Source organism: Meridianimarinicoccus roseus (genome assembly GCF_003172915.1).
GTDB lineage: Bacteria > Pseudomonadota > Alphaproteobacteria > Rhodobacterales > Rhodobacteraceae > Meridianimarinicoccus > Meridianimarinicoccus roseus.
This window is the reverse complement of sequence record NZ_QGKU01000034.1, coordinates 1-23,985: the sequence shown is the minus strand read 5'-3', so window position 1 is coordinate 23,985 and position 23,985 is coordinate 1. Positions and strand designations below refer to the sequence as shown.

Sequence of the window (23,985 nt, the reverse complement as noted above, 5' to 3'; positions counted from 1 at the left end):
GGCTCTGGCCTCAGCAAGGGTTGCGGGGCGGCTCCCCGGCGAGATAGCGGCGGACTTCCTCGGCCGCCTGCTCGGCAGCATAGGTAACCGTGCGAACGGAAGCGCCCGCGATATGTGGCGTCAGGGTCACGTTCGGCAACTGCAGCAGCGGCCATTCCGGAGGCACCGGTTCCACCGCGAAGGTCTCCAGCATCGCACTGCCCAGCGGTCCTTCGGTCAGGGCGGTCAGCAGCGCGTCGTAGTCGCACAGCGGGCCACGCGCGGTGTTCACGAAAAGGCTGCCGGGTTTCATCTTCGCGAAGCTGTCCGCATTCATCATGTGCCGCGTCTCGTCAGTCACGCGCGGGTGCAGCGTGACCACATCGGCGCCTTCCAGCAGCGTGTCGAGCGGGACCAACGCGACGCCTGCGGCGTCATCGTCGGGATCGAGTTGCACATAGGGGTCATGCACAAGCACACGGCAGCCGAAGGCGCGCAGCAGGCGCACGACCTTCGTGCCGATATTGCCGTAGCCGATGACACCGACCGTCATTTCGCACAACTCTCGCCCGGTCACGTCAGCGCGGTAGAGGTCGCCGCGCCAGGTGCCCGCGCGAAGCGCCTCGTGTCCCTCGCGGATCTTGCGCGTCTCGGCGAGGATCGCGCCGATGGTGAACTCGGCCACAGCGCTGGCGTTGCGCCCGGGAGTGTTGACCACGAGCACGCCATGCTCGCGCGCCGCCGCCATGTCGATATTGACGGGCCCGCCGCGCGAAACGGCGATCATACGCAGGCTCGGCAGCCGTTCCAGCATCGCCCGCGACATCGGCGCAAGCTGCGTGACAAGGATCTCGGCCTCGCCGACGAACTCCACCACATCGTCCGCGGTGCCAAGATATTCCTTCAGCCCGTCCATGCCCGCGACGGCATAGCCGTGTTCCATCGGCACGTCCGGCCAGGCATCCTTGCGCAGGCGCGCGGTTACGGCGTCGCCGCAGGCTTCGAACAGCTTTGCCTCGAACACTTCGGGCAGCATGAACCGGTCCCCGATGATCGCGATTTCCCTAGGCACGTGACGTCTCCTGCAGTTGTTTCAGGCAGCCCCAGACCGGCGGCAGCGCGTCGCGCAGGGCCGTGTAGGCCGGGAAGGCCGTGTCGTAGATCGCGGCCAGCGCCGGGTCCGGCGGCTCGGCGCCGCCCAGCAGCGGGGAGACCCAATCGGCGATACAGGCGTCCCAGTCGCCGTAGACGCCCACTGCCATCGCCGCCATCATCGCCGCCCCCGCCGCCCCAGCCTCGTCGCGGCCCGAGGGGCGCACCGGCGTGCCGAGCGCGGCCGCGAGAATGGCGCGCAGCGCCGCGGAGCGTGCCGCGCCGCCGGTCAGACGGACCTCGTCCGGCATCGCGCCCATCGCGCCGTAGCAGTCACGCGCCGCCATCCCCAGCCCCTCGACCACCGCCCGCACGAGATCGGGAAAGCGGTGCGCGGAGCCGAGCCCGGCAAAGCCCGCCCGCGCGGAGGCATCGACAAACGGGCCGCGTTCGCCCGCTTCGGAAATGTAGGGATGATACAGGATCTTGCCCGGCGCGGCGGCGCCGATCCAGCCGTCCAGATGCCCGATCAGGTCTGAATGGCGCACCGGGTGCCCCATGTCCGCCATCAGGTCGGCCGCCACCTTCAGGATCCAGTCGATGTTCAGCGTCGCCGCCATGTTTGACTGAATCTGGGCCACCTGCCCGGGGACCGGCAGCACCATCACATAACCGGTTGCGGCATCGTTCAGATGTACCCCGTCCAGCGGGGTGGCGCGCATGTGCATTCCGGTCGAGCCGATGATCGTGCACCCGGCCGCCGCCCCGCGGGCGTAGATGCCCGATCCCATCGCTGTGCAGACCACGTCGACATAGCCCAGAGTGACCGGCGTGCCTTCGGCCAGCCCGGTAAGCGCAGCGGCCTCGGCTGTCAGCGGGTGCGTGGTGCGCGCGCCGTCCACGACCGGCGGCAGCAGACCGCGTCGGGCGGTCAGACCAAGCGCATCGATAACGGCTTCGTCATAGGCCCGCGTGCGGAAATCCCCGAAGGTGAAGCTGGCCTCGGACGGGTCCGTGGCGCGCATTCCGGTCAGGTTGAGATAGAGCCAGTCCTTGCAATGCAGCGCGCAGTCCGCTTCGGTCAGAAGCTCGGGCGCGGTGGCCTGCATATGCGCCAGCTGGCTACCCATCTGGCAGGCATTGAGGCCGGTACCCGTCGTCTCGAACCGGGCGCGATCGCCGGGCGCGACGCGCAGCCGGTCCACCGTGGGGGCCGCCCGGGCATCGAGCCACAGCCAGCCGTCGGTCACAGGCCGATTGTCCGCGTCCACGAGCCAGGTTCCGTCACCCTGCCCCGTGACCGCCAGGGCCGCCACCCGGCTTTTCAGGTCCGGCACCTGCGCTGCAAGGTCGGCCAAGGTCGCAGCAGTGTCTGCCCAGGTCCGGTCCATCGGCTGCACAGCCGCGCCGTCGGGCCGCGTGGTGTAAAGGTTCGGGCGCGCGGCGACGGCGATCTGCCGCCCCGCCAGATCGAAAGCCACCGACTTGATGACCGACGTGCCCGCGTCGATGCCGACGAGAAGATCGCGCCCCGCACCCGTCATCAGGCCAGGCCCCGCCCGTGGCTGATCGCCATGCCGCTGTCCGGGTCGAAGACGTGCAGGTCGTCCGGCTTCAGCGCGATGCGGATGCGGTCGCCTTCCGACAGGCGGGCGCGGTCGTGCTCCACCAGCACCACGGTGCTTTCTGCAAAGGCGGCCGCGATGTGTGTCTGGTCGCCAAGCCACTGGTTCGCCACGACCTGCGCCTCGGCACCGCCCTCGCCGCGATGCACCGCGTAGGGCCGCACACCGATCACCACATCGCCACGCGACAGGATCGACTGGCGCACCTCCGGGGCGAACTCCGCCTCGGGATAGCGCAGCACGAGCCCACCCGCGAGGTTCAGCAGGATCTCGCCCGCGCTCACGCTGGCACTGGCGGGAAAGACGTTCATCGGCGGCTCGCCCACGAAGGTGCCGGTGAACAGGTTCGCCGGGCGTTCCTTGATCTCGGCCGGGCTCGCGTATTGCTGGAGCACGCCGTCCTCCATCACCGCGATCCGGTCGGCCAGCGCGTTCGCTTCGGTCTGGTCATGGGTCACGAGGATCGCGGTCAGCCCGCGTTCCTTGATGAAGTGCTTGATCCGGCCGCGCAGCAGCGTGCGCAACTGCGGCTCGAGCTGACCCATCGGTTCGTCCAGAAGATGCAGGTCGGCATCGCGGATAAGCGCCCGCGCCAGCGACGCGCGCTGCTGCTGGCCGCCCGACACCGAGGTCGGGAACCGATCGAGGATGTCCGTGATCTCGAGCATCTGCGCGACGTCGCGCACGCGGCTCTCCACCTCGGATTGCGGCAGGCGGGCGGCTTTCAGCGCGAAGGCGATGTTGTCGCGTACCGTCACCGTGGGATAGAGCGAATAGCCCTCGAACGCCATCGCCACGTTGCGCTTGACCGGCGGCAGCATGTGCACCTCGCGCCCGGCAAGGTGGATCCGGCCGCGGCTCACGGCCTCGAACCCGGCGACCATGCGCAGGGTCGAGGTCTTTCCGCAGCCGGACGAACCCAGCAGCGCGATGATCTCGCCGCGGGCGACCTGCATGTCGATCCCCTTGACCGCGTGCACGCCCACGCCGACCGGGCCATAGAACTTGTCCACGTTCTCGATGTTCAGCATGATGTCTGTCATGCGACGTCCTCCTGCAGCGCGGGGCTGTGCGCGCCCGGCGCGATGCGCTGGCCGGTGGCGCGATCGAACAGCAGCGCGTCCTTGGCATCGACCGCCACATATGCGGTGCCTTGATCCGGGCCCGGCATACCGCTGGGGCGCGAGACCATGATCTCGCGGCCTCGCTGGGTCAGCGTCAGCGTCACGGTCTTCTCGTTCAGCGGGGTTTCAGCCTCTACCTCCACCGGGATGGCGCCGGGGGTGCCGGGATCGACGAAGCGCATCGCCTCGGGTCGCAGGCCGAGCACGCAGTCGGTGCCCACCGTGCCCGCATAGCCGCCGACCAGCGCGACCGGCTGGTCCGAAAGGCGGACCTGCACGCCTCCACTGCCGTCGGCGGCCTCGGGCACCACGTCCAGCAGGTTGATCACCGGATCGCCGAACAGGCGTGCGATCTCGATATTTGCGGGGCGCAGGTAAATGTCTTCGGGCGTGCCGATCTGCTGGATGCCATGGCCGTTCATCACCGCGATCCGGTCGCCAAGCGCCATCGCCTCCTTGTAGTCCTGCGTGACGTAGATCACGGTGGCGTCCTGGCTGCGCAACAGGCGCGGCAGTTCCAGCCGCATCTCGAACCGCAGCTTGGCGTCCACGTTGCGCAGCGGGTCGTCCAGCAGCAGGATCTGCGGCGCACCCGCCAGCGCGCGGGCCAGCGCGGTGCGCTGCTTCTGCCCGTTCGACAGCTCTTTGGGTTTGTGGTGCAGCACGTGGTCGATCTTGAGCATCCGCGCCACTTTACCCACGGTTTCGGCTATCGCCTCGCGGCCCGTGCGCCGCGCGGTCAGCGGGCTGGCGATGTTGGCCATCGCGTCCATGTGCGGGAACAGCGCGAAGTTCTGAAACGCCATCCCGATGCCGCGATCCTCCGGCTCGACCCCGTCCATGTCGCGCCCCTCGATCTCGATGGTGCCACCGTCGGGGTCCACCACGCCCGCGATCAGCCGCAGCAGCACCGTCTTGCCCGCCCCGGATGGGCCGAACAGGACCAGCGTCTCACCGCGCCCGACCGACAGGGACACCCCGTCGAGCACGGTCTCGGTCTTGAAGCGTTTGACGATGTCGGTGAGTTTCAGTGACATGCGTTATCCTTTCACCGCGCCGAGCGACAGGCCTTCGACAAGGTACCGCTGGGCATAAAGGGCGAGCGCGAAGGTTGGCGCGATGGACAGCACGATGCCGGCCGCGACCTGCCCGTACTGGATGCCCGACGCCGTCACGAAAGCCAGCGCGCCCACCGTCACCGGCTGCTTGTCGGCCGATGCCAGCACCAGCGCGAAGATAAAGTTGTTCCAGGCGAAGATGAAAGCGAGAAGCCCAGCCGCCGCGATGCCGGGTCCGGCCAACGGCAGCGCGATCTTGCGGAACGTGGAGAACCAGCTGTGACCCGCGATCCGGTAGGCGTACTCGATGTCGGCGGGAATATCTTCGAAATAGCCACGCACGATCCACAGGATCAGCGGCAGCACGATCAGCTGGTACACCCAGATCAGCCCGACATAGGTATCGGCCAGACCGATCTTCTGGAAGTAGATGGTCAGCGGCAGCAGCACCAGCAGCGGCGGCGCGAAGCGGAAACTGAGCAGCGTGAAGGCGATGTCCTCGGACCCGCGGAATTTCAGTCGGCCGAAGGCATAGGCGGCGGGTACACCCAGCAGCAGGCCGACCGCGACCGACGCCGTGGACAGGAAAAGCGAATTCCACAAATTCCGCATGAAGGCGATTTCCAGCGTCCCCGCAGCGGTTTCCAGCTTGCCGGTGATCAGCGCGGTGTAGTTGGTCAGCGTCGGTTCGAAGACGACGGAAGGCGGCACCCGCAGGATGGTTTCGTTGGTCTGGAAGCTCATCAGAAAGATCCAGACGATGGGGAACATGAAGAACAGGATGACGACCGTGATGGCGAGGCCGCGCAACACCCGTTCGAGGGGAGAGACAGTGTCCATGGAAGGCTCCGTTACGCTTCGCCGCGCTGCTTTTCACGCAGCCGCAGCCAGTTCTTGATGAAGACGTTCGACAGGAAGTAGGTGATCGCCCAAAGGATCATCAGCAGCGCCGCCGACCGGCCCACATTGGTGAACTGGAAGAAGTTGAGATACGCCTCGACCTGGAACACGGTCAGCTTGTCGCCGGGGCCGCCCTGGGTCATGGCATAGATGATGTCGAACTGCTGGATGCTTTCGATCACGCGGAACAGCGTCGCGGTCAGAAGGAACGGCGTCAGCATCGGCAGCGTGATGCGCCAGAACACGAACAGGCGCGGCACCCCGTCCAGCGACGCGGCCTCGAACGGTTGGGTCGGCAGCGACCGCAGACCGGCCAACAGCAGGATCATGATGAAGGGCGTGTAGACCCACACATCAACGATCACCACTGTCAGCAGCGCGGTGGACGGATCAGAAGCCCAGCGGAAATCCTCGAACCCGAGAAGCTCGGCGAAATAGCTCAGGATGCCGAAGCCGGGATTGGTCATCAGCTTCCACATGAGAGAGGCCAGCGCGGGCGCGGTCATCAGCGGCATCAGCAGCATGATCGACACGAAGTTGTTGAACCGCGTGCGTTTCTGCAAAAGCAGCGCGATCCCGAGGCCCAGCAGCAATTCGATGCCGACGGTCAGGATGGCGTAGGACATCGACACCTTGAAGGTGTTCCAGAACGCCGGGTCGGACATGAAGTTGAGATAGTTTTCCCCCCAGTTGAACTTGCGCGCCCAGGGCTGGGACAAACGGTAGCGCTGCAGCGAATAGACGACCGCGGTGAAGAACGGGATCAGGATGCCGATGCAGGTCAGCAGGGCCGGCAGGCTCAGCAGATAGGGCAAGGCACGGCGGCCTACGCGGAAGCGGCGGCGCGGCAGCGCGGCCGGGGCGGTCTGGGTCATGGCACATCTCTCCCGTGGTCCGGGGGCGACGGCGCGCCCCCGGATGCGGTGCTCGGGTGGTCAGGGTAGGTCGATCGGGGTCGGGACGCCCGGCTGTGCGGGCGCCCCTTCCAATGCGGGCGGTCAGCCCAGTCCGGCTTCCTTGAGCTGCCGGTTCACGCTTTCGGCCAGTTGGTCCAGTCCCTCGTCAACCGGCACCTCGCCGGCGACCATCTTCTGCAGCGAGGCGGCCCATTCGGTCGTCAGATCGAAGAACAGCGGCTGTGCGGTGAAGTGAATCTTCGCGCCCGGTGCCGACTTGTCGTGCATGTCCACATAGCCCGGATAGCTGCCGGACAGGCGGTCGCGGAACCCGCTGTCGGCCCAGACCGACTTGCGGACGGGGTTGACGAAGTCCATCTGCGTCGCACCGAACAGCGCGTGCTCGGGGCCGGACGCCCACTGCAGGAAGTACCACGCCGCGTCCTTCTGCTGCGAAAAGGTGGACATGGCCAGCGACCAGATCCAGATGTTCGGCGTCGGCGCGTCGGCGGCCGGGTTCGGCGCGAAGGGCGCATAGGCCAGCTGGCCTTCCATCGCGTTGCCCGCCCCGTTCATGAAGTAGCCCAGGATGTCGGCGTCGAAGATCATCGCCGACTTGCCCGCGCCCAGATCGGTGCCGACCTGGTACCAGGTATGGGTGGACCAGTCAGGCGCGCCGCTGTCCTGGATCATCTTCACCCACTTGGCGTGATAGTCCTTCGAGACATCGGTGTTCATGGCGGCCGACAGCATCCCGTCATCGCTGACGTTAAGGTCCTTCTGGCCGAAGTTGGCATAGCCGGACAGGAAGCCGGGATGGATCGTCGCCCAGCTGCGCGAGCCGCGCACGCCGACGCCATAGATGCCGTCATTGGCGGCCTGCGCTGCCGCGGCGGCGTCGATCAATTCGTCGAGGTTGCCGGGCACGCCCACGCCCGCCTTGTCCAGCATCGCGGCATTGTAGGTCAGGTTGTTCTGCTCATAGCCCCACGGGATGCACCACTGCTTGGCATCGTCGGACCCGAGCTGCCCGCCCGGACGGCCGTTCCAGGCGCAGGAGGCGCGCACGCCTTCCAGCATGTCGTCCCAGTTGTAGTCCGGGTTCGTCTTGGACGCGTCGGTGATCCATTCGTTCAGGTCTTCGACCCAGCCTGCCGGGCCATAGGTCCAGGTCATGTAAGCGCCGGTCATGAAGGCGTCGTATTCGCTCGAACCCGACGACAGCGCGGCGGTGACCTTGTCGAAATACACGTCCTCGGGGAAGACGTCATACTGCACGTCCATCCCTGTCAGCTCCTTGAAGTTCTCAAGGTTGGCGATCATCGCGTCGGTATAGGGGTGCTTGTTCAGCAGCAGCTTCACCGTGGTTCCGGCGTGCTTCTTCCAGTCGAAGCCGTTCTGTGCCAGCGCTCGCGTCGCCGCCGCGTTGACCAGAACGCCGGCGGTGGCGGCGGTCACGCCCATCGCACCGAGGCTCTTGATCAGGCCGCGTCGGCTTAGCGAGCCGCTCATGTAGGCGTCGACCAGCGTCTTTTCCTTGTCGTACATCGGGTTCTCCTCCCCAGTGATGTCCTGCTTTCAGGACGGTTCGTTCTTGACCAGCGCCATTGCCGTGCGCTCGTCGGTGATGAGCCCGCTCAGGCAGCCGCTCATCAGCACAGACCGGATCGCGCCGGTCTTCTCGTCGCCGCCGGCCAGCGCGACGATCCGCGCATCGCGGATGTCATCGAGGCCGATCGACAGCGTCCGTTCGGTCAGCATGGTTTCGATCGGGGCGCCCTGCGCATCGAAGAAATGACCCAGCATCTCGCCCACGCCGCCCTTCTGCTGCACGTCGCGGATCTCGGTCCCCTCGATCATGCCGCTCGAAACCAGCGAGGCTTCTGGCCGCGACGTTCCGATACCGACGACCTTGAGATCGGCGCTTGCCGCAAGGCCGAACACGTCACTGACCCCGCGCTGCGACAGCAGCACCGACCGGTCTTCAAGTGTGTTGGCGAAGAACGGCACCGGCATGACATAAGCCGCCGCGCCGGTCTTCTCGGCGATGCGGTGCATCACGTCATGCGGGTTGGCGGCGTAGTTCCGCGTCAGTCCGCCCAGCAGCGACACGAACTGCACGCCGCGCGCATCGAAGCGTGGCATCTCGTTGACAGCGGCTGACAGCGTGCGCCCGTGCCCCAACCCGATGGTGCGGTTCTGCCCACCCGAAATCTCGCGCCGAAGGAAAGCCGCCCCCGCGACGCCCAGCGTGCGGATCGGCAGCCCTTCCTCGCCGAGATCTGGCGTGACCTCGCAATATTCCAGCCCGAAGCGATCGGCGAGTTCGGTTTCCAGCGCGACGCATTCGGCGATGTCACCGTCGATGGTGACCTTTATCGCGCCATTCTGCGTGGCCCGCGTGATCAGCCTGTGCGCCTTGACGTTGGCGATGCCCAGCCGCTTGGCGACCGCCGCCTGGGTCAGACCGCCCGCATAGTGAAGCCAGGCCGCACGGATCGCGAGGCTGTCTTCGCTGTCGATCGCAAGACCGTTGCGCGGCATGTGGTCCTTCCTCCCCCGGCGTCGATTTTGTAGTTTTTTACACCTTGCGTAATTTCTTTCACCGTTAGCGCTGGACTGTCAACGAATTCTTCCGCCGCGCCGCGGCAAGGTTGTGCCCATGGCGCGGGGCAAGCCGGGGCAAGCACCCACCGAAAAAGACCCGCCAGCGCTGCGCGCGGCGGGTTGAGGGTGTTTTCGGGCAGTCGAACCGCGGTCAGGCCGGGGCGTCGCCCTGAAGCACGGTCAAGTCTGCGGGGCGGCTGTTGTCGCGCATCCGGCGGCCGTTCGGAAGATCGTTGCCATCCAGCTTGTGCGCGATCTGCGTCGGTTCTAGGCCGTAGTGCTCCCAACGGGCGGTCAGCCGGCGGCGCAGTTCGGCCTCGGGCACGTCGAGCATGACGGTCAGGTCGAACAGGCCTGCAAGCGTGGACCAGGGTGCCTCGTCCAGCAGCAACCAATTGCCTTCGGCAAGGATCAGCCGCGCTTCGGGCGGGACCAGCCGCGCGCTTCCGCGCGAGATTTCCAGCGCGCGGTCGAACACCGGCACGGCGATGGCGTCTTCCTCATTGGCCCTGAGCCGGAGCAGTGCGGAACGCAGACCGCCCACGTCATACGTGTCCGGCGCACCTTTCCACGGCAGCCGGTCCATCTGACGCAGCACTGCATCGTCGAAATGGAAACCGTCCATCGGCAGCACAGTTGCACGCCCCGGCGCCTGCGCGTTCAGTGCCTTCTCCAGCCCCTCGGCCAGGGTCGATTTGCCGGATCCCGGCGCACCGACAATCGCGATGATGCGCCGCGTGCTTCCGTCATCCAGCGCCGCGATGCGGTCGGCCAGCGCGGCCTCCGTCACGGTATTCGGCATCGTTCCGCCCCGAGCTGTGCTCATCTCTGTCTCCTCGATCCGCCTGGCCGCTCACCCCGGCCCGCTTGTCGGCGGCGCGCGTGGCCAGTCCCCCGGGCTTACCCGCTGCGCTGCGAAACGCAAGTCGCGGCCCGGTCCGAGCGCATCTGTCGAACGGGCACAGACACCTCTACCAAAGGCGCCCCGGCCACACGAAAGAGACGGCCAATTCCCGTTTTGCGGGTATGAAATCGCGCCGCATCGCGCCGTTAAGCAACTCATACGGCAGAACGACGACCCCCTGTCCCGATGGTCGTCCTGCCGGACACCCCCGGCGCCCATTTGGCGCCGGGGCCTCCTTCTCCGGAAGCCGGCCACCAGTGCCGCGCAGCCGGTCCCGGTTCCGTCGCGCGGGCAGGCCGCCACCGCGCAACGGATCATGTACCTTGCCGAGTGCCCGAGTGTTCTTAACGAGTTTCTGGCGGCCACCGGCCGTCGCTTTGCCTTCGCTGCCACCCGTTTCAGCGACTTGCGGCAGGCATTGCGCTGCGCCCCCTTTGGCGGCGGTTCCAATGCCCGCAGAGCTTGTGTAGGGATGGCAGCATGATACGGCATTTCCTTCCCGTCGCGGCCCTGCTGCTCGGCTCCGCGTTGCTGCTCTTCGCTGGCGGCATCAATGCGCTTCTGCTGCCCGTTCGAGGGTCGGCCGAAGGCTTCAGCGCGACCGCACTGGGCCTTCTGGGCACGGCCTGGGCGATCGGCTATGTGTCGGGTTGCCTGCTGACGCCGCGCCTTGTGGGTCGGGTCGGCCACATCAGGTCCTTCAGCGTGATGTGCGCGCTGGCTGCGGTGGCCATCCTGATGTCTCTTGTGCTGATCGACCCCGCCGCGTGGCTGCCGCTGCGCGCGATTTCGGGCTTCTGCTTCGCTGGGGCGGCGATGATCGTCGAAAGTTGGCTGAGCGAACGGACCGATCCAGGCTCGCGGGGGCGAGTGTTCGGGATCTACACGATGGTCAACCTCGCAGCGACGACGGCAGGACAGATGGCGCTGACGCTGGGCAGCACGGCGGGCTACACTTTCTTCGTGATCGGCGCGGTGTTCTACTGCCTCGCTCTGGTGCCGACCGCGATCTCGTCCAGCGCCGCGCCGAACCCGCTGGTCAGCGTGAAGCTTGACCTGCGCGGTCTGTGGCGCAATTCACCCGTCGCCGTGGTCGGGGTTTTCCTCGTCGGCATATCCAACAGCGCCTTTGGCACGCTGGCCGCGGTCTATGCCGATCGGGTCGGGCTGGTACTGACCACGATCGCGCTGTTTACCAGCATCCCGATCCTCGCCGGCGCGGCCAGCCAGATCCCTGTCGGCTGGATGTCGGACCGGGTGGACCGGCGCAAGGTGCTGATCCTGCTTGCCCTTCTGGCGATGGTCGCCGATGCGGCCTTCATCCTGCTTGCCCCCGAGGGCCGCGCGATGAACCTTGCACTGGCGGCCCTGTTCGGGGCATCCGTTTTCGCGATGTATCCGGTCATCCTTGCCCATGCCAACGACCACGCGGCCGAGGGCAGCTTCATCCAGACCAGCGGCGGGCTGCTGATGGTGTTCGGGCTGGGATCGATCATCGGTCCGCTGGCGGCGGGGATCGCGATGTCGAAACTGGGCGAACAGGGTCTGTTCCTGACCTCGGTCGTGGCCCACGCCCTGCTGATCCTGTTCACGCTGTCACGCATCGCCCTGCGCGCCGCAGTGGCCGAGAAGGACAAGTCGGGATTCGTCGCCGCAACGCCGGGCCGCCCGGTCACGCCGGAAACCGCCGCAATGGCGCTAGAGGTGCAGCAGGACCAGGAGAAAGACGCCGCCTGACAGCGACGCCCGCGATGCGGCCACAAAAACGGCGCCGGTCCTCGAAGGGAACCGGCGCCGCGCGGGACCGAAACCGGCCCGAGACCGGAACCCGATCAGCCGATGATGGCGTTCAGCGTCGCCGAAGGGCGCATCACCGCCGCGGTCTTGGCCGCGTCGCCGTGATAATAGCCGCCCAGATCAACTGCCTGCCCGCGCCCGGCATGGAGTTCGGCAATGATCTTTTCCTCGCTCTCCGCGAGTGCCTGCGCGATCGGCGCGAAATGCGCCGCAAGCGCTGCGTCGGCGGTCTGCGCGGCCAGGGCATCGGCCCAGTAGCGGGCGAACCAGTAGTGGCTGTCGCGGTTGTCGGGCTGGCCGACCTTGCGACCCGGCGACCGGCCGTTGTCGAGGATGCCTTGCGTGGCAAGCTCCACCGCCTCGCCCAGTACGCGCGCCGAGGCGTTGTCGGTCACGTCCGCGAGGAACTTGAAGCTTTCACCAAGCGCGCAGAACTCTCCGAGGCTGTCCCAGCGCAGGTGGTTTTCGGCCATCAGTTGTTGCACGTGCTTGGGCGCTGAGCCGCCGGCCCCGGTCTCGAACAGCCCGCCGCCCTGCATCAGCTTGACGATGGACAGCATCTTGGCCGAGGTCGCCAGTTCAAGGATCGGGAACAGGTCGGTGAGGTAGTCGCGCAGCACGTTGCCGGTGATCGCGATGGAAGTCTTCCCCGCGCGGATCGTCTCAAGCGTGGCGCGGGTCGCCTCGCGCGGGGCAAGGATGCGGAACTTGTCGGCCACGCCCTGCGCCTGCAGGATCGGTGTGACGTACTTGATCAGTTCGGCATCATGCGCGCGGGTCTCGTCCAGCCAGAAGATCGCCTCGCAGCCCTCGGCCTTCTGCCGGTCGATGGCCAGCATAACCCAGTCCTCGATCGGAGCCTTGCGCGCCGAAGCCGATCGCCAGATGTCGCCAGCTTCGACGTTGTGGACATGCAGCACGGTGCCGTCGTCGAGAATCATGCGCACGGTGCCCGCCGCCGGGATCTCGAAAGTGGTGGGATGGGAACCGTATTCCTCAGCCTTCTGGGCCATCAGGCCGATGTTCTGCACCGTGCCTGCGGTCGCCGGATCAAGTGCGCCGGTTTCCTTGAAATACTTGATCGTCTCGTCATAGACCGGCGCATAGCTGTCGTCGGGGATCACGCAGTTGGCATCATGTTCCTTGCCGTCCGGGCCCCAGCCCTTGCCGCCCGCCCGGATCAGCGCGGGCATGGATGCATCGATGATCACATCGGACGGAACATGCAGGTTGGTGATGCCGCGATCGCTGTCGACCATGTACATCGGCGGCCGGTCTGCCATGCAGGAATCGATGGCCGCCACGATCTCGGGGGCGTCCTTGACCCGGGCCAGAAGGTCTCCGAGGCCGGAATTCGGATCGACCCCCAGCGCGGCCATCTGGTCGCCATGCGCCTCGAACACCGGCTTCAGATACGTCTTGACCGCGTGGCCGAAGATGATCGGGTCGCTGACCTTCATCATCGTGGCCTTCATGTGCAGCGAAAAAAGAGTGCCCTCGGCCTTGGTTTTCTCGATCTCGCTTTCGAGGAATGCATCCAGCGCGGCCGCGCTCATGTAGGTGGCATCCACCACGGTGCCCGCGGGATAGCTCACGCCGTCCTTCAGCACGTGCTCCGTCCCGTCTGCGGTGGTCAGCACGATCTTCGCCGTGGCGTCGCGGTCCAGCGTCGCGGAAACCTCGTTGCTGCGGAAATCGCCGCCCGACATCGATGCGACGCGGGTCTTGCTGTCGGCGCTCCAGGCGCCCATGCGGTGCGGATTGGCCTGCGCGAATTTCTTCACAGCGGCCGCTGCCCGGCGGTCCGAATTGCCCTCACGCAGGACGGGGTTGACGGCCGAGCCCTTGATCGCGTCGTAGCGCGCGCGCGCATCCTTCTCGGCATCCGTCGCCGGCGCTTCGGGATAGTCGGGCAGCGCATAGCCTTGGCCCTGCAATTCGCGGATCGCGGCGACAAGCTGGGGAACCGAGGCCGAGATATTCGGCAGCTTGATGACGTTGGCCTGCGGCGTCTTTACCAACGCACCCAGTTCGGCCAGATCGTCCGACTGGCGCTGCGCGTCGGTCAGGTGGTCCGAAAACGCCGCGAGGATGCGCGCCGCCAGCGAAATGTCGCGTGTGCCGACGCTGACACCGGCGGCCTTGCCGAAGCTCTGGATGATCGGCAGCAGCGATGCCGAGGCAAGCTCGGGCGCTTCGTCCACCACGGTGTAGATGATGTCGGGAGTGTCGGTCGCAGTCATGGGTCCACCCTTGGAGAATTTTCGCATGCCATAGTACACAATCGCGGCGAAGGCCACAGCACGGCACGCCGCAGGGGCGCGGGGAATGACCGCACCCTGCGCCCCGGTTTGGCGCGCGGACGCGCGGCATGGGCACCATCTGTCGTGGCGGAAGTGTGGCCCCTGCGCACGCCCCTGACCCCGATACGCCCGCCGCATGGCTGACCTGTTGCAAGGGAAGGCGGGGATGTGGTCTACCGCCTTCCACACCGATAGCCCTGAGTAGAGTGGACCGATGACCAGATTGACCATGTGCCTGGCGCTGTTTCTGACCGGTTGCGGCGCGGCCTATATCGCCCCTTCCGTCGAACCGGCCTCGCGCAACGCCGATGCACCGGTCGACGTCGTCGTCGTGACCATGACCCCGCAAGCGATTTCGGCGGCCAATGCATCGCCCTACCAGCCGCGCCGCGTGCCGCGCGCCTTCGGGCAGACTGCGACCGCGCCCGATCAGGCCGGAATGCTGGATATGCCGCAAACCCCCGGCCGCCCGGAGGACCGCCCCGCCGCGGTCGAATTGCGGGTGCCGCCGGAAATCACGCCCGGACCCTACCGCATCGGCATTGCCGATGTGCTGCTGCTGGCGACGACGGCCCCGGTAACGGAGGCCGAGGCGCTGAGCGGCATCCTCGCCGCACAGAACCGCCGTCAGGGCTATACAGTGCAGGATGATGGGACCATCGCGATCCCGAACACCGGCCGCGTGCGGGTCGCCGGGCTTACGGTCGAAGATGCCGAAGCAGCGGTCTTCCAGGCGCTGGTCGCGTCCGAGATGGACCCGACCTTCAGCCTCGAGATCGCCGAGTTCAATTCGAAGCGCGTGTCGGTCGGAGGCGCCGTGGGCCGCCCCGCGCTGGTTCCAATCACGCTTCAGCCACTGCGGCTGGGCGAGGCGCTGCAACTGGCCGGCGGGGTGGTCGCGCCCGACCAGGATTACGCCTCGATCCGGTTGTTCCGGGACGGCACGCTCTACCAGATCCCGCTGACCGACTTCTTCACGAGCGCCCGTCTGCAACGCATCGCGCTGACTGATGGCGACGCGGTCTATGTCGACACGTCCTACGAACTGGACCGCGCGCAGCAGTATTTCGCCGACCAGCTGGCGCTGGTGCAGGCCGACACAGCCGCGCGCGCCAACGTGCTGGACCAGCTCGAGACCGAGTTCACCATCCGCCGTGCCCAGCTTGAGGAAGAGCGGCAGAACTTTGTCGCGCTGACGGAGCTTGACGCGCTGGAGCGCGACTATGTCTATCGTGCGGGCGAACTGGTGCGCCAAAGCCGCCTCGCGCTGCCTTACGGCCGCATGGCCAACCTCGCCGATGCGATCTATGCCGAGGGCGGCTTCGACAACGCCCGCGGGAACCCGTCGCAGATCTACCTGCTGCGCGGCTTCGGCACGACCGGCGGGGTGCGTGCCTATCACCTCGATGCGCGCAATCCGGGCAACCTGATCCTCGCCACACAGATGCAGTTGCGCCCGAACGACTTCATCTTCATCGAGGAACAGCCGATCACGAAATGGAACCGCGTCGTGTCGCAATTCGTGCCGAGCCTGTTCAACCAGGCGGCGTCGCTGTCCACCGGCCTTTAGCCCGAAACTCCAGGCGCGCGGGCCAGCAGGTCGCGCGTCGCGGGGTCGTCCTCTCCGCCAAAGAAATGCGTCAGCCCCGCCCGGAACGGCGCGGGGTCGTCCGCACAGGCAGCGAAAAGCGTCAGGCAGGACCGCAGCTTCATCGCATCGACGTGTCCGAACACTCGGACCGGATCGCGTTCGCCGCTCTGCATCGCCGCGTCCAGCGCGGCGCGCAGCCGAACACCGACAACCGGATCGGCGGCATAGGCCCGCGCCTCGGCGCGGCCCGCCAGGCCGAAGCGCCGCGCGGTGGCCGACCGGCCAAGCTCGACATGCTGAGGGAAGACGAACCACATCCAGTGGCTGGTCTTCCGGCCCGCCCTCAGTTCGGCCAGAACCTCCGACCAGCACGCCTCCTGCGCGATCACGAAATGGCCGAAGGACAGATCGGACATGGCCACGCGCCTCAGCGCCAGAGGGACACGCAGGGAATCTTGTCACGGTCGCAGTTGTCCGCGTACTTGCGGGCGATCTCGGTCACCTCGGACAGCAGGCCCCGTTCCAGCGTGATCGGCTCCAACCCCAGTTTCAGGAACGTGTCATTGCTGACATGCAGATCGTTCTCAGCCGCCTCGTTGCGCGGGTTGTCCACCATCGCGACCTCGGCCCCGGTCTGCTCGGCGATCATCGCGGCAAGGTCGCGCACGCGATGGGTTTCGGTCATCTGGTTGAGGATGTTCACCCGGTCGCCCTTCGCAGGCGGGTTTTCCAGCGCGAGTTCCACACAACGGCAGGTGTCCTGAATGTGGATGAAGGCCCGCGTCTGACCGCCCGTGCCATGCACCGTCAGCGGGTAGCCCACGGCGGCCTGCATCAGGAAACGATTAAGCACGGTGCCGTAGTCACCGTCATAGTCGAAGCGGTTGATCAGACGCTCGTCCATCTGCGTCTCTTCGGTCTGCGTGCCCCAGACGATGCCCTGGTGCAGGTCAGTGATCCGCACGCCGTCGTTCTTGTTGTAAAAAAAGAAGAACAGCTGATCCTGCGTCTTGGTCATGTGATAGATCGACCCCGGATTGGCCGGGTAAAGGATGTCCTGCGTGTGGGGCCCGTGCTCGGTGGCGACCTGCACAGAAAGGTAGCCTTCGGGGATCTTCATGCCCGCCGTTCCGTAGCCGTAGACGCCCATCGTTCCCAGATGCACAAGGTGAATGTCCTGACCGCTTTCGACAATCGCGGCCAGCACGTCGTTCGTCGCGTTCAGGTTGTTGGAAACCGTGTAGCGCTTGTGCGCCGACGATTTCATCGAATAGGGCGCGGCGCGCTGTTCGGCGAAATGCACGATGGCGTCGGGCCGTTCTTCGCGCAGGAGCGTCAGCAGGCGGTGGTAATGCTCGCCCACGGTGAAACTTTCCACATGGATGCGGCGGTTGGTCAATTCGTGCCAGGCGCGGATGCGTTCGCCCAGCGGGCGGATCGGCGTCAGCGACGTGACTTCCAGTTCCACGTCGATCTTCCGGCGCGACAGGTTGTCCACGATGATAACGTCATGCCCCCGGTTCGACAGGTGCAGGGCCGTGGGCCAGCCGCAAAATCCGTCGCCTCCCAGAACGATAACCTTCATGACGTCTCCTTTCCCTTCATCGTTTCGCTGCGCTGCGGCAGGTGGCTGCCTTCAACACGATAGATGTAACGCAACGGTGACACGCCCCTTTTCGATCCCCCACCCGGCCGCGATCACGGTTTCGTCACAATCCGGCCGATCCCGGGCCGCGCTGTTGCAATCATGCAGCAGGCATGTTGGGTTGTGCGCTTCGCAATAGAAAAGGAGACACCATGACAGATCGTGACGCATTCGTTCAAAAGATGAAGGCTCAGATCGACGAGTGGAACGCCGAGATCGACAAGCTGGAAGCGCAGGCGCGCGGCGCGCAGGCTGACCAGCAGGCGAAATACGATGAAGAACTGAAGAAGATGCGCGACCAGCGCGATACAGCGCAGGCCAAGATGGAAGAGGCGAAGAAGGCCGGTGACGCCGCATGGGACGACATGCAAGACGGCATGCGCAAAGCGTGGGACAGCATGTCCAGCGCGTTCGAACAGGCCCGCGCCCGCTTCAAGTAAGGCGCTCGCACCGGCCCGCCCGTGATCGGGTGCGGCCGGGCCGCACGGCATGCCGCGCCTGCCCATTGCCTGCGACATGCCAGACTTGAATTTCGCTCTTGGCTTGGCTAACTTGGCCATATCAGGAGGCGCCCGATGCAGGTTCCCGTTCACACAGCGAAAAGCCAGCTTTCCAAGCTGATCGAAGCCGCCCTCGCCGGCGAGGAGGTCGTAATCGCCAAGGGCTCGCGCCCCGTGGTGCGGCTGGTGGCGATCCCGCAGACCGGGTTCCGGCTGGGGCTTCTGGCCGGGCAACTCGGCACCCCGCCCGACTTCACCGCCCCGATGGCCGATGACGACCTGGCCGCCTGGGAAGGCGACTGATGCGGGCTGTGCTGCTCGACACCCATGCGTGGGTGTGGTCGTTCGCCAGCCCCGCACTTCTGTCCGCCCGCGCAAGCGCAGCCATTACCGGCGCCGATACAGTCTATGTCAGCCCGATCAGCTTCTTCGAGATCGGCCAGAAGGTGCGGCTTGGCAAATGGCCCGAAATGGAGGCCCATGTCGCCGGGCTGGCCGAGATCCTTACAGCACAGGGTGGTGTGGCGGCGCCCTTCACCCCGGACATCTGCCTGCGCGCGGCGCTGCGCGACTGGGCGCATCGCGACCCGTTCGACCGCCTTCTGGCGGCAAGCGCGAACGTGCTGGGCCTGCCGCTGGTCAGCCGCGACGCGGCCTTCGCGGGCTGGAACGGGCTGCATGTGGTCTGGTAGACGCATCTGCACTGGCGCGCCGGTGCGCAGCGCCTTATGGGCGGACCCATGACCCTGACCCGCACCGCACCGCCGCACACCGCCATCGCCGCCTTTGCCCGCTACCATGCCATAGCCGCGCGCCTGCCCGCTCCCCCCGCCTTTCCGGAACGGTCCCGGCACGGCGCGACATTGGCCGACACGATGGAAACCTATGACGCCTACGTTCTGGATGCTTACGGCGTTCTGGTGGTCGGCGAAGCCCCAGTGCCCGGCGCGGTGGCGCGGATTGCACAGCTGCGCGCGGGCGGCAAGGCAGTGTGCGTTCTGACCAACGCCGCCAGCTATCCGCGCGCCCGTGCGCTGGAAAAGTATCGCGGCCTCGGCTTCGACTTCGCAGCGCACGAAGTTGTCAGCAGCCGCGACGTGGCAGGCGCACAGATGGAGGCGATCGCCCCCGGTGCCCTCTGGGCCGCCATCGCGGTGGACGGCGACGATTTCAGCGACCTGCCCGCGCGGGTGGAACACCTGCTGGCCGATGACCGGCTCTGGCACGAGGCAGAAGCGTTCGTGTTCCTCGCCTCGGATCGATGGACAGGCGCGTTGCAGGACAGGCTGGTCGCCGCGCTGGAACGCAGACCGCGGCCGCTTCTGATTGCCAACCCCGACCTTGTGGCGCCGCAGATCGACGGCCTGAGCATCGAACCCGGCTGGTTTGCGCACGATCTGTGGGACCGGACCGGGCAGGCCCCAGTGTTTCACGGCAAGCCTTTCGGCACCGCTTACAGCGCCGTGGCGCAGCGGATCGACGTGGCGCGCGCGGCGATGGTGGGAGACACGCTGCACACCGATATCCTTGGCGGCGCGGCGGCCGGCCTCGGCACCGTGCTTGTCGGCGGGCTGGGCCTGTTCGCCGGGCATGACGTGCAGCCGTTCATCGATCGGTCAAGGATCGTGCCGGACTGGGTGATTCCGACCACATAGGTGCAGCACGGCCGGGCCCGGCCCGGCCAGCGGCGCACCCGCAACGGTCACCGCCATCTTGACCCGGTACCATCATTTCCATATTTCTTGAATTATGGAAAAGACAGCGGCTCTCGATTCGCTCTCCGCACTGGCGCAGCCCACCCGACTCGACGTGTTTCGACTGCTGATGCAGGCCGGACCCGCCACCGGGATGGCAGCGGGGGATATTTCCTCCGCGCTCGGCATCCGTGCCAACACGCTATCGGCGAATCTGTCGGTGCTGCTGGCGGCCGGGCTTGTGCGAAAACGGCGGAACGGACGGTCAATCCGGTATTTTCCCGAAACGGACCAGATGCGCGAATTGCTGACCTTCCTCATGGAGGATTGCTGCGGCGGCAATCCGGACCTCTGCGCACCGTTCTCGGCCCGAACCACCGCGGAGGCAGCCCCTTGCGACAAGGACAAAGAAGCATGACGGAAATCCCCGATGCCCGGGCCGCCGGCCTCGGACCGTTCGAACGCTGGCTGTCGCTCTGGGTGGCAATGGCGATCGCGGTCGGTCTCGGGCTTGGCGCGCTGGTGCCAGACCTGTTCAGCGCCCTCGCAGGGCTGGAGGCGGCCAGCGTCAACCTACCGGTCGCGCTGCTGATATGGGCGATGGTGTTCCCGATGATGGTCGGCGTGGATTTCGGCGCGCTGCGCCGGATCGGTGACCGGTCCAAAGGGCTGATCATAACGCTGGCGGTGAACTGGCTGATCAAGCCCTTCACCATGGCCGCGCTCGGCGTTCTGTTCTTTGAACATGTCTTCGCCGGACTGATCCCGCCGGACGACGCGCAGGCCTATCTTGCCGGCGTGATCCTGCTGGGCGCGGCGCCCTGCACGGCGATGGTCTTCGTATGGTCGCAACTCACGCGGGGCGATCCCACCTACACACTTGTGCAGGTCAGCGTGAACGACGTGGTGATGGTCTTCGCCTTCGCGCCCATCGTCGCTTTCCTGCTGGGCGTGGGCAACATCATCGTGCCCTACGAAACGCTTGTGATGTCGGTGATCCTTTACATCCTGATCCCGCTTGCAGCCGGTGTGACGGTCCGCCAGAAGTTGATTGAATGGGGTGGCGAGGCGGCGGTGGATCGCTTCCGCGCCCGGATCAAACCGCTGACCGTTGCGGGCCTGCTGGTGACCGTCGTGCTGCTGTTCGGGTTCCAGGGCAACGTGATCCTCGACCGGCCTCTGGTAATCGGGCTGATCGCCGTACCGCTGCTTCTTCAATCCTATGGCATGTTCTTCCTTGCCTACCTCGCCGCGCGCGCTTGGCGAGTGCCGTTCGAGGTGGCCGCCCCCTGCGCGCTGATCGGCACGTCCAACTTCTTCGAACTCGCCGTAGCGGTGGCGATCAGCCTGTTCGGTCTCGGTTCCGGTGCCGCGCTGGCAACGGTGGTCGGCGTGCTGGTGGAAGTGCCGGTGATGCTGTCGCTCGTGGCTTTCGCCAACCGCACCCGTCACTGGTTTCCCGCGAATTGACTGCGGTCATCCACCATAATCCCGACTGCGGGACGTCCCGTAACGTGCTGGCGCTGCTTCGCGCGGGCGGTGCGGCGCCGGTGGTGATCCGCTATCTCGACACCGGCTGGACCCGCCCGCAGCTTCTTGGGCTGTTCGCGGCAGCCGGACTGACCCCGCGCACGGCCCTGCGCATCCGCCGCTCGCCAGCGGAGGCGTTGGGCCTTACGGACCCCGCCATCGGCGAGGACGCCTTGCTGGACGCCATGCTGATCCATCCGATCCTCGTTGAACGGCCCATCGTCTGCACTCCGCGCGGCACGCGCCTGTGCCGTCCGTCCGAAACCGTGCTCGACCTCATGGATCGCTGGCCTCCCGGCCCATTCCACAAGGAGGACGGGCAGATGATCCTGAACACCGAAGGAAACCGCGTTGCCTGACCAGCCGGACATGCCCGACCAGCCCCGCCTTGCCGACCTTCCTAACATCTCAGCCGACGCCTTCCGGCCGTCGGACCCCGACGCGCTGGCTGCGCCGCCGCGCAGCACCCATCCGCCGCGCATCCTGCTGCTCCACGGCAGCCTTCGCGCGCGCTCCTATTCGCGCCTGCTGAACGAAGAAGCCGCCCGCGTACTGACCGCGCTGGGGGCCGAACCGCGCGCCTTCGATCCCGCGGGCCTGCCGCTTCCCGACGCCGAACCCGCCGAGCACCCAAAGGTGGCCGAACTGCGTGCCGCCGTGACTTGGTGCGAGGGGATGGTCTGGTGTTCGCCCGAACGGCACGGGGCGATGACCGGCATCTTGAAGGCGCAGGTCGACTGGATGCCGCTGGAGCTGGGCGGCGTGCGCCCGACGCAGGGCAAGACGCTGGCGGTGATGCAGGTCTCGGGCGGCTCGCAAAGTTTCAACGCGGTCAACCAGATGCGCGTGCTGGGCCGCTGGATGCGGATGCTGACGATCCCCAACCAGTCCTCGGTCCCCAAGGCGTTCCTTGAATTCGACGAGGGCGGGCGCATGAAACCTTCGCCGCTCTACATGCGGATGGTGGACGTGATGGAGGAACTGGTGAAGTTCACCCTGCTTACCCGCGACCTCGCCCCCCATCTCACCGACCGCTACAGCGAACGGGTGGAAACGGCAGCGCAGCTTTCGGCGCGGGTGAACCAAGCCTCGATCTGACCGCTCAAGGACCCCTTGCCAAAGATCCGGCACATCGCTGTGCGCAGGAAGGTTCCAGGTCTGTGGAACACAAAGGCATCGAAGCCGGGCCCGGACTGCTTGCGTCGGAAGAAACTGCAAACGAACGTAGGCGCCGATGTAATCGCTTTGGCGCGTAGGGTCATGTTTGCTTGGGGATCCGGCGTATGGTGGCACTGGCTTATGCCGCCCTCATGGCCTGTTTCGCAATAGCGGCGCACCCAGCAGTGCCCCCGGACGTGGTGTAGGAGGAGGCCGCGCGCGGAGCCTCCGGCGNAGCGCAGCGCGCGGCCGGCGGTGACGCTGGCGGCCATCGCCGGTCTTCGGAGAAGGTTCGGGTTGCGAAACCTGGAACCGAACCGGAGACGACGATGACCGACGATAGAATGACCCTGATGGAGCTGGTGGAGAAGTCCGCCGACGAGGATCTCGTCCGCGACATGCTCGCCTATGCCGCCGAGCGGCTGATGGAGATGGAGGTCGAGGCTGCGACGGGCGCGCCAAAAGGAACGCGCACACCGGCGCGCACCACGCAGCGCAATGGATACCGCGAGAGAGGCTGGGAGACCCGCGCCGGCCGGATCGACCTGGCGATCCCGAAGCTGCGCAAGGGCAGCTACTTCCCGAGCTTTCTCGAACCGCGCAGGACGGCGGAGAAGGCCCTCGTGGCCGTCATCCAGGAAGCCTATGTGCACGGCGTCTCGACGCGCGCCGTGGACGATCTGGTGCGTGCCATGGGCGGGAGTGGCGTGTCTAAGAGCCAGGTGAGTCGGCTCTGCGCCGAGATCGACGAGCGCGTGCTGGCATTCCTCACCCGGCCTCTCGAGGGCGCCTGGCCCTATCTCTGGCTCGATGCAACCTACATCCGGGTGCGCGAGAACGGCCGGATCATCAGCCGTGCCGTAATAATCGCGGTGGCGGTCAACGGGGACGGCCGACGCGAGGTGCTCGGCGTCGCCACCGGCCCCTCCGAGGCGGAGACGTTCTGGACTGGCTTCCTGCGCTCTCTCGCCGATCGCGGCCTGCGCGGCGTGAAGCTCGTCGTGGCCGACGATCACAAGGGGCTCAGGGCCGCAGCCCGCCGAGTGTTCGATGCGACCCACCAACGGTGTCGCGTGCACTGGCTCAGAAACGCGCTCGCCCATGCCCCGGCCAAGAGCCGCACCGCCGTGGCCGCAATGCTCAAGACGATCTTCGCCCAGGAGACCAAGGCCGAGGCGGAGACCCAGTGGGACGCCATCGCCGACGCCCTCCGTGAGAAGAATGACCGGCTCGGCGCCATGATGGACGCCTCCCGCGACGACGTGCTCGCCTACATGGACTTCCCCAGGGAGCACTGGGCGCAGATCAGCTCGACCAACCCGCTTGAGCGCGTCAACAAGGAGATCAAGCGCCGTTCCAATGTCGTCGGGATCTTTCCGAACGACGCGGCCATCATCCGTCTGGTCGGCGCGCTGATGATCGAAACCAACGACGAGTGGGCCGTCGCGCGCCGTTACATGGGGCTGGAGTCGCTGGCCCGCATCACCGATACTCACAACGTCAGACTGCCCGCCGTGGCGACCTGACCAACTCGAGCCTCTCCGAAGGCCGGCCCTCTTACACCACGCCGCGGGGCACTACC

Annotated in this window: 23 protein-coding genes; 11 read left to right on the top strand and 12 right to left on the bottom strand. The window is 66.4% G+C overall.

The window, feature by feature from the left end; translation table 11 throughout:
• Positions 1-10 precede the first annotated feature (10 nt).
• The 9 genes from DKT77_RS11230 to DKT77_RS11190 form a co-directional block, all read right to left on the bottom strand.
• Positions 11-1,051 (bottom strand): 2-hydroxyacid dehydrogenase, encoded by a 1,041-nt coding sequence (locus DKT77_RS11230; protein WP_238547823.1) that lies wholly within the window; start codon positions 1,049-1,051, stop codon positions 11-13.
• Complete coding sequence (locus DKT77_RS11225; RefSeq protein WP_109811805.1) at positions 1,044-2,615, bottom strand: FGGY-family carbohydrate kinase; 1,572 nt, start codon at positions 2,613-2,615, stop codon at positions 1,044-1,046. The genes DKT77_RS11230 and DKT77_RS11225 overlap by 8 nt, the downstream gene beginning before the upstream one ends.
• A complete protein-coding gene (locus DKT77_RS11220; RefSeq protein WP_109811804.1) occupies positions 2,615-3,739 on the bottom strand; it encodes an ABC transporter ATP-binding protein in 1,125 nt (374 codons plus the stop codon). Before DKT77_RS11220 ends, DKT77_RS11225 begins: the two co-directional genes overlap by 1 nt.
• The gene (locus DKT77_RS11215) at positions 3,736-4,857 is read right to left on the bottom strand and encodes an ABC transporter ATP-binding protein (RefSeq protein ID WP_109811803.1); all 1,122 of its coding nucleotides are present in this window, start codon (positions 4,855-4,857) and stop codon (positions 3,736-3,738) included. Before DKT77_RS11215 ends, DKT77_RS11220 begins: the two co-directional genes overlap by 4 nt.
• Positions 4,858-4,860: 3 nt before the next feature.
• Positions 4,861-5,718: a carbohydrate ABC transporter permease gene (locus DKT77_RS11210; RefSeq protein ID WP_109811802.1), complete on the bottom strand. Its 858-nt coding sequence runs from the start codon at positions 5,716-5,718 to the stop codon at positions 4,861-4,863.
• A gap of 11 nt (positions 5,719-5,729) precedes the next feature.
• A complete protein-coding gene (locus tag DKT77_RS11205) occupies positions 5,730-6,653 on the bottom strand; it encodes a carbohydrate ABC transporter permease (protein WP_109811801.1) in 924 nt (307 codons plus the stop codon).
• Positions 6,654-6,776: 123 nt separating this feature from the next.
• A complete protein-coding gene (locus DKT77_RS11200; protein WP_109811800.1) occupies positions 6,777-8,222 on the bottom strand; it encodes an extracellular solute-binding protein in 1,446 nt (481 codons plus the stop codon).
• A gap of 30 nt (positions 8,223-8,252) precedes the next feature.
• A complete protein-coding gene (locus tag DKT77_RS11195; protein ID WP_109811799.1) occupies positions 8,253-9,218 on the bottom strand; it encodes a sugar-binding transcriptional regulator in 966 nt (321 codons plus the stop codon).
• A gap of 214 nt (positions 9,219-9,432) precedes the next feature.
• A complete protein-coding gene (locus DKT77_RS11190) occupies positions 9,433-10,107 on the bottom strand; it encodes a nucleoside triphosphate hydrolase (protein ID WP_238547822.1) in 675 nt (224 codons plus the stop codon).
• 558 nt (positions 10,108-10,665) lie between these two features.
• On the opposite strand from DKT77_RS11190, the gene DKT77_RS11185 reads away from it, so the two are divergent.
• Positions 10,666-11,922, top strand: a complete 1,257-nt coding sequence (locus DKT77_RS11185; protein WP_109811797.1) for an MFS transporter — start codon at positions 10,666-10,668, stop codon at positions 11,920-11,922.
• Between the two features lie 95 nt (positions 11,923-12,017).
• Here the strand turns inward: DKT77_RS11185 and DKT77_RS11180 are convergent, their stop codons facing one another.
• Positions 12,018-14,225 carry an NADP-dependent isocitrate dehydrogenase gene (locus tag DKT77_RS11180; RefSeq protein ID WP_109811796.1) on the bottom strand — a complete coding sequence of 736 codons (2,208 nt, stop codon included), beginning with the start codon at positions 14,223-14,225 and terminating at the stop codon, positions 12,018-12,020.
• 274 nt (positions 14,226-14,499) lie between these two features.
• Between DKT77_RS11180 and DKT77_RS11175 the strand changes: the two genes are divergently transcribed.
• The gene (locus DKT77_RS11175; RefSeq protein WP_238547821.1) at positions 14,500-15,855 is read left to right on the top strand and encodes a polysaccharide biosynthesis/export family protein; all 1,356 of its coding nucleotides are present in this window, start codon (positions 14,500-14,502) and stop codon (positions 15,853-15,855) included.
• Here the strand turns inward: DKT77_RS11175 and DKT77_RS11170 are convergent.
• Together DKT77_RS11170 and DKT77_RS11165 are read right to left on the bottom strand one after the other, a co-directional pair.
• Entirely contained in the window at positions 15,852-16,292 is a 441-nt protein-coding gene (locus DKT77_RS11170) for a DUF1810 domain-containing protein (RefSeq protein WP_109811859.1), read from the bottom strand. The genes DKT77_RS11175 and DKT77_RS11170 overlap by 4 nt on opposite strands.
• A gap of 11 nt (positions 16,293-16,303) precedes the next feature.
• On the bottom strand, positions 16,304-17,461 hold the full coding sequence (locus DKT77_RS11165; protein ID WP_109811795.1) for an NAD-dependent epimerase/dehydratase family protein: 1,158 nt from the start codon (positions 17,459-17,461) through the stop codon (positions 16,304-16,306).
• A 212-nt stretch (positions 17,462-17,673) separates the two neighbouring features.
• On the opposite strand from DKT77_RS11165, the gene DKT77_RS11160 reads away from it, so the two are divergent.
• The 9 genes from DKT77_RS11160 to DKT77_RS11120 all read left to right on the top strand — a co-directional run bounded on the left by DKT77_RS11160 (position 17,674) and on the right by DKT77_RS11120 (position 23,929).
• Complete coding sequence (locus DKT77_RS11160; RefSeq protein WP_109811794.1) at positions 17,674-17,961, top strand: sll1863 family stress response protein; 288 nt, start codon at positions 17,674-17,676, stop codon at positions 17,959-17,961.
• A 135-nt stretch (positions 17,962-18,096) separates the two neighbouring features.
• Positions 18,097-18,324, top strand: coding sequence for a type II toxin-antitoxin system Phd/YefM family antitoxin (locus DKT77_RS11155; protein ID WP_109811793.1), 228 nt, complete (start codon positions 18,097-18,099; stop codon positions 18,322-18,324).
• The gene (locus tag DKT77_RS11150; protein ID WP_109811792.1) at positions 18,324-18,713 is read left to right on the top strand and encodes a type II toxin-antitoxin system VapC family toxin; all 390 of its coding nucleotides are present in this window, start codon (positions 18,324-18,326) and stop codon (positions 18,711-18,713) included. Before DKT77_RS11155 ends, DKT77_RS11150 begins: the two co-directional genes overlap by 1 nt.
• 48 nt (positions 18,714-18,761) lie before the next feature.
• Positions 18,762-19,676 (top strand): HAD-IIA family hydrolase, encoded by a 915-nt coding sequence (locus DKT77_RS11145; RefSeq protein ID WP_109811791.1) that lies wholly within the window; start codon positions 18,762-18,764, stop codon positions 19,674-19,676.
• Between the two features lie 94 nt (positions 19,677-19,770).
• Positions 19,771-20,133: an ArsR/SmtB family transcription factor gene (locus DKT77_RS11140; RefSeq protein WP_109811790.1), complete on the top strand. Its 363-nt coding sequence runs from the start codon at positions 19,771-19,773 to the stop codon at positions 20,131-20,133.
• The gene (arsB, locus tag DKT77_RS11135; RefSeq protein WP_109811789.1) at positions 20,130-21,185 is read left to right on the top strand and encodes an ACR3 family arsenite efflux transporter; all 1,056 of its coding nucleotides are present in this window, start codon (positions 20,130-20,132) and stop codon (positions 21,183-21,185) included. Before DKT77_RS11140 ends, arsB begins: the two co-directional genes overlap by 4 nt.
• Complete coding sequence (gene arsC, locus DKT77_RS11130) at positions 21,182-21,604, top strand: arsenate reductase (glutaredoxin) (RefSeq protein ID WP_109811788.1); 423 nt, start codon at positions 21,182-21,184, stop codon at positions 21,602-21,604. Before arsB ends, arsC begins: the two co-directional genes overlap by 4 nt.
• 10 nt (positions 21,605-21,614) lie before the next feature.
• On the top strand, positions 21,615-22,343 hold the full coding sequence (gene arsH / locus DKT77_RS11125) for an arsenical resistance protein ArsH (RefSeq protein ID WP_109811858.1): 729 nt from the start codon (positions 21,615-21,617) through the stop codon (positions 22,341-22,343).
• A 389-nt stretch (positions 22,344-22,732) separates the two neighbouring features.
• Positions 22,733-23,929 (top strand): IS256 family transposase, encoded by a 1,197-nt coding sequence (locus DKT77_RS11120; RefSeq protein ID WP_109809696.1) that lies wholly within the window; start codon positions 22,733-22,735, stop codon positions 23,927-23,929.
• The last annotated feature ends 56 nt before the right edge of the window (positions 23,930-23,985 follow it).

Bases quoted from the DNA above. Each gene is read 5' to 3' on its own strand.
- DKT77_RS11175 (WP_238547821.1), top strand. From the start codon at position 14,500: ATGACCAGATTGACCATGTGCCTGGCGCTGTTTCTGACCGGTTGCGGC.
- DKT77_RS11160 (WP_109811794.1), top strand. From the start codon at position 17,674: ATGACAGATCGTGACGCATTCGTTCAAAAGATGAAGGCTCAGATCGAC.
- DKT77_RS11170 (WP_109811859.1), bottom strand. From the start codon at position 16,292: ATGTCCGATCTGTCCTTCGGCCATTTCGTGATCGCGCAGGAGGCGTGC.
- DKT77_RS11150 (WP_109811792.1), top strand. From the start codon at position 18,324: ATGCGGGCTGTGCTGCTCGACACCCATGCGTGGGTGTGGTCGTTCGCC.
- DKT77_RS11205 (WP_109811801.1), bottom strand. From the start codon at position 6,653: ATGACCCAGACCGCCCCGGCCGCGCTGCCGCGCCGCCGCTTCCGCGTA.
- DKT77_RS11210 (WP_109811802.1), bottom strand. From the start codon at position 5,718: ATGGACACTGTCTCTCCCCTCGAACGGGTGTTGCGCGGCCTCGCCATC.
- DKT77_RS11165 (WP_109811795.1), bottom strand. From the start codon at position 17,461: ATGAAGGTTATCGTTCTGGGAGGCGACGGATTTTGCGGCTGGCCCACG.
- DKT77_RS11180 (WP_109811796.1), bottom strand. From the start codon at position 14,225: ATGACTGCGACCGACACTCCCGACATCATCTACACCGTGGTGGACGAA.
- DKT77_RS11215 (WP_109811803.1), bottom strand. From the start codon at position 4,857: ATGTCACTGAAACTCACCGACATCGTCAAACGCTTCAAGACCGAGACC.
- DKT77_RS11195 (WP_109811799.1), bottom strand. From the start codon at position 9,218: ATGCCGCGCAACGGTCTTGCGATCGACAGCGAAGACAGCCTCGCGATC.
- arsB (WP_109811789.1), top strand. From the start codon at position 20,130: ATGACGGAAATCCCCGATGCCCGGGCCGCCGGCCTCGGACCGTTCGAA.
- arsH (WP_109811858.1), top strand. From the start codon at position 21,615: ATGCCCGACCAGCCCCGCCTTGCCGACCTTCCTAACATCTCAGCCGAC.
- DKT77_RS11225 (WP_109811805.1), bottom strand. From the start codon at position 2,615: ATGACGGGTGCGGGGCGCGATCTTCTCGTCGGCATCGACGCGGGCACG.
- DKT77_RS11145 (WP_109811791.1), top strand. From the start codon at position 18,762: ATGACCCTGACCCGCACCGCACCGCCGCACACCGCCATCGCCGCCTTT.
- DKT77_RS11190 (WP_238547822.1), bottom strand. From the start codon at position 10,107: ATGAGCACAGCTCGGGGCGGAACGATGCCGAATACCGTGACGGAGGCC.
- DKT77_RS11220 (WP_109811804.1), bottom strand. From the start codon at position 3,739: ATGACAGACATCATGCTGAACATCGAGAACGTGGACAAGTTCTATGGC.
- DKT77_RS11185 (WP_109811797.1), top strand. From the start codon at position 10,666: ATGATACGGCATTTCCTTCCCGTCGCGGCCCTGCTGCTCGGCTCCGCG.
- DKT77_RS11140 (WP_109811790.1), top strand. From the start codon at position 19,771: ATGGAAAAGACAGCGGCTCTCGATTCGCTCTCCGCACTGGCGCAGCCC.
- DKT77_RS11200 (WP_109811800.1), bottom strand. From the start codon at position 8,222: ATGTACGACAAGGAAAAGACGCTGGTCGACGCCTACATGAGCGGCTCG.
- DKT77_RS11155 (WP_109811793.1), top strand. From the start codon at position 18,097: ATGCAGGTTCCCGTTCACACAGCGAAAAGCCAGCTTTCCAAGCTGATC.
- DKT77_RS11120 (WP_109809696.1), top strand. From the start codon at position 22,733: ATGACCGACGATAGAATGACCCTGATGGAGCTGGTGGAGAAGTCCGCC.